At 69.3% G+C, this 4,063-nt stretch carries 4 protein-coding genes; all 4 read left to right on the top strand.

Features of this window, described 5'->3' with window-relative positions; all coding sequences use genetic code 11:
- Positions 1-251 precede the first annotated feature (251 nt).
- Genes NQ038_RS15070 through NQ038_RS15055 form a run of 4 tightly spaced genes read left to right on the top strand, consistent with a single transcriptional unit; the run spans position 252 to position 3,865 of the window.
- Complete coding sequence (locus NQ038_RS15070; protein WP_257062978.1) at positions 252-1,334, top strand: ABC transporter ATP-binding protein; 1,083 nt, start codon at positions 252-254, stop codon at positions 1,332-1,334.
- The gene (locus tag NQ038_RS15065; RefSeq protein WP_257062976.1) at positions 1,331-2,086 is read left to right on the top strand and encodes an ABC transporter permease; all 756 of its coding nucleotides are present in this window, start codon (positions 1,331-1,333) and stop codon (positions 2,084-2,086) included. The genes NQ038_RS15070 and NQ038_RS15065 overlap by 4 nt, the downstream gene beginning before the upstream one ends.
- Before the next feature lie 19 nt (positions 2,087-2,105).
- Positions 2,106-3,266: a sensor histidine kinase gene (locus NQ038_RS15060; protein WP_257062974.1), complete on the top strand. Its 1,161-nt coding sequence runs from the start codon at positions 2,106-2,108 to the stop codon at positions 3,264-3,266.
- Positions 3,260-3,865: a DNA-binding response regulator gene (locus tag NQ038_RS15055; RefSeq protein WP_257062972.1), complete on the top strand. Its 606-nt coding sequence runs from the start codon at positions 3,260-3,262 to the stop codon at positions 3,863-3,865. Before NQ038_RS15060 ends, NQ038_RS15055 begins: the two co-directional genes overlap by 7 nt.
- The last annotated feature ends 198 nt before the right edge of the window (positions 3,866-4,063 follow it).

Raw genomic sequence — 4,063 nt, 5'->3', positions numbered from 1 at the left:
AGGATTCCTCAACGATCCGAAATACACGCATCGACCCGAGATGGACACGAAGTCATGAGACATCAATGGACACACCTGGTTGAGACATCACGTGGCCCCGATGTCCTGAGACATGACACGCCCCGGATCCTGCATGAACCTCCCACTGGATGATGCCCCGCCCCATCGACTGGGAAACATGACATCCGTCATGAGCGATTCGTGACGCACGGCGGAGACGCGGCCGCCCCCTCACCGGTTAAGTGGTGGGTATGGATACCACAACACCGGCAACCGGACACACGACCCCGCCGGCCATCGAGCTCAAGGCCCTGAGCAAGCGCTTCGGCCGGGTGCGGGCCGTTGACGGACTCGACCTGCGCATCGACCCAGGCGAGATCGTCGCCTTCCTCGGCCCCAATGGCGCAGGCAAGACCACCGCCCTGGACATGGTGCTGGGACTGAGCGAGCCGACCTCGGGCACGGCCAGCGTGCTGGGAGCAGCCCCGCACAAAGCCGCCGCATCCGGCCGCATCGCCGCGGTGCTGCAGACCGGCGGCCTGCTGCGCGACCTGTCCGTCAAGGAAACCGTCACGGCGATCGCCTCCATGTTCCACGCCCGCGACCGCGTGCCGGCGGTCATCGAGCGCGCCGGCCTCACCCCGATCCTGGGGCGCCGCGTCGGCAAGTGCTCGGGCGGTGAACAGCAACGGCTGAAGTTCGCGCTGGCCCTCATCCCGGACCCGGACGTGCTGGTGCTCGACGAGCCCACCGCCGGCATGGACGTGAGCGCCCGCCGGCACTTCTGGGACGTGATGCGCGCCGACGCCGAGGCCGGCCGCACCGTCGTCTTCGCCACCCACTATCTGCAGGAGGCCGAGGAGTTCGCGGCGCGCACCGTGGTCATCAGCCGGGGCCGCCTGGTCGCCGATGCGCCGACGCGGGACCTGCGGGCCTCACTGGGCGGCCGCAGCGTCAGTGCCCTCGTGCCGCGGGGCGCACTCGAGCGCCTGGGCGCCCTGCCGGGTATCAGCCACGTGGAAGTCGAGCAGGCCTCGAGCCCGGCCGGCGCCGAGGGGCTCGCGACTCACCTGGCCGGCGCGCCCCACCGGGACGAGGCCGCCGGCCCGGACGAAGTGCGGGTGCGCCTGCGGGCGGAGGACTCGGATGCTGTGGCCCGGGTCCTGCTGAACGACCTCGGCGGCCACAGGCTGCGCGTCACCGAACCGAGCCTGGAGACCGCCTTCACCGAACTCACCTCGGCCGCCTCCGACTCCATAGAACCGGAGCCCACCGAACCGGACTCTACTGAACCGGAGCCCACCGAACCGACTTCCACCGGGAGCGCATCATGACCTTCTCCGCGACCTATCTGCGCATCGAACTGGTGCGCCAACTGCGCGACGGCTTCACCCTGGCCTTCACCCTGGCCCTGCCCTCCGTTATGTACCTCATCTTCGGCGCGGGTGCCGAATGGGGCTCCACCCGGATCGGCGATGGCAACGTGGCCTTCTCGGTCATGGTCTCGATGGCCGCCTACGGCACCGTCACTGCTATGACCTCGCTGACCGCGTCCTCGGCGGCCGAATCCGTTCAGGGCTGGGGCCGCCAGCTGGCCATGACCCCGTTGGGCAACGGCGGCTACACCCTGACCAAGGTCCTCGTGGCGCTGAGCTACTCGGTGCTGTCGGTCGCAGTGGTCTACGTGCTGGGCGCCATGACCGGGGCCGAGGCCGGGGCCGCCTGGGTCTGGTTCGCCTGCGCCGGCATCACCCTGGGCCTGGGCACTATCTACGGGCTCTACGGCCTGGCCGTCGGACTGGTCTTCAAATCCGAGACCGCCACCGGCCTGGCCTCGGCGCTGCTGACCTTCTTCGCCTTCTTCGGCAATGTCTTCATGCCGCTGTCGGGCGTCATGCTCACCATCGCCCACTTCACCCCTCTCTACGGCGTGGTCGCCCTGGCCCGCTGGCCGCTGACGCAGGGTCGGGTGGACGAAACCCTGACCGATCCGCTGTGGCAGCCAGTCCTCAACGTCGTGGTCTGGGCGCTCGTGTTCCTGGGCCTGGCCCTCTACGGGGTGAAGCGGACCCGTGGCAGGAAGTGACCCGGGTAGGCTCGGGCCCATGAACCACGCAGAGGCCGGGCGGGAGCGACGGGGATCCGGGGACGGGGGCCCGTGGATGCGCTACTCCTGGGCCATTGCGGCCGTGTGGCTGGTCTTCATCTTCTACCCCGTCGCCACGCTGGTCGGCAGTTCCGCCGCTGCGGGGCTGCGCGGCCTCGGCTGGGCGGGGCTGAGCCTCTTCGTCGTGGTGTATCTGCTCAGCTTCCGGCTGGGAGGCAACGCGGGCGTGGCAGCCCAGCCGGTGCCCGCGGTGACCTGGTGGCTCTTCGCCCTGGCCGTGGCCTCGGCCGCTGCGACGATCCCCGCCATCGGCGACAGCGCCTTCAGCTTCCTGCCCTTCCTCATCACCATCGCGGCCTATCAACTCCTGCAGTGGTTCTTCGCGGTGGTGGCGGCCAGTAGCGTGGTCGGGCTGTTCAGTTATACGGCGGCCACCGGCACCTGGAGCGAGAACATCTCGCTGCTCATCATCGTGACCGTGCTGTGCCTGGTGCACCTGGTGACCCTGTTCCTGATCCGCCGCTCCGTGCATGCCGAGCGCCTCTCCCGCGAGCTGGTCGCCAGCGAGGAGCGCGAGGCCATCGCCCGGGACGTGCACGATCTGCTGGGTCATTCGCTCACCGTCGTGAAGCTCAAGGCGCAGCTGGCCAGGCGGCTCATCCGCACCGATCCGGGGCGGGCGGAGTCGGAACTGCGCGAACTCGACCAGCTGGTCGCCGAGGCCATCGCCGGGGTCCGCACCACCGTCACCGGGCTGCGCTCGGAGGGACTGGCGTCCCAGCTCGCCTCCTCGGTTCAGACCCTGGGCCGGATCGGGATCGATGTCGAGGTGGTGGGGGAGGAGTCGGTGCTGTCGCCGGCCCAATCCCTGGTCGCTGCCTGGATCCTGCGCGAGGCCACCACGAACACCCTGCGCCACGCTCGCGCGCACCGGGTGCGGATCGGGTTCGTCCCCGGTGGCTTCGAGTTCGAGGATGACGGCCGGGGATTGCCCGCCGACCTCACCGGTACTGCACGCGGCGGGTTCGTCCCCGGAGGCAGTGCACACGGTGGCAACGGACTCGCCGGGATGGCCGAGCGCGCCACGGTCTCGGGTGCGCGGTTCGAACTGGGGGCGTCGCCGGACCTGGGCGGAACGCGGGTGGAATTGTCATGGTGACACTGCTGCTCGTCGACGACCAGGCCATGGTCCGCGGAGCCCTTGGAGCCCTGCTCGAACTGGAGCCCGACCTCGAGGTCGTGGCGCAGGCCGCGGACGCCGCAGCCGCCGTCACCGCTGCCGCGGCAGCCCGCCCGGACGTCTGTCTGATGGACATCCAATTGCCCGACGAGGACGGGATCGCGGCGACCACCCGAGTGCTGGAGGCCAGTCCGGGGACCAGGGTGCTGATCGTGACGACCTTCGCCCGGCCGGGTTACCTCCGGGCTGCGCTGGACGCCGGCGCCAGTGGGTTCGTGGTCAAGGACGCCCCGGCCGAGGCCCTGGCCGAGGCGGTCCGGCACGTTCACGCGGGACTGCGGGTGGTGGACCCGGCCCTGGCCGAGGCCTCGCTGTTCGACGGCGCAAACCCCCTGTCTGCGCGCGAGGTGGACCTGCTGCGGTTGGCGCTGGAGGGGATGTCGGTGGCGAGCATGGCCGCGCGGGTCCATCTATCGGCGGGGACGGTTCGCAATCACCTGTCCTCCGCGATCGGCAAGACGTGTACGCACAATCGCTCCCAGGCCGCGCGGGTAGCACGGGAGAAGGGCTGGATCTGAGTCGCGCTTCGACACTCGATGATGCCCCGCCCCATCGACTGACCGGTTCATGCGGATTCTGCGCCCCGGAACCTGCTGTGAAGTCTCGGGACATCGTGACCACAGATGTCTCACAACATCATGACCACCATGTCTCACCACATCATGACCATACCCATGGTCACGTGGACTCATGACCCGTGACTACAAGCCCACACA

The organism is Brevibacterium sp. 50QC2O2, assembly GCF_024580675.1.
Classification (GTDB): domain Bacteria; phylum Actinomycetota; class Actinomycetes; order Actinomycetales; family Brevibacteriaceae; genus Brevibacterium; species Brevibacterium moorei.
The sequence above is the reverse complement of the archived record's forward strand: the minus strand, read 5'-3'. Positions and strand labels throughout refer to the sequence as shown.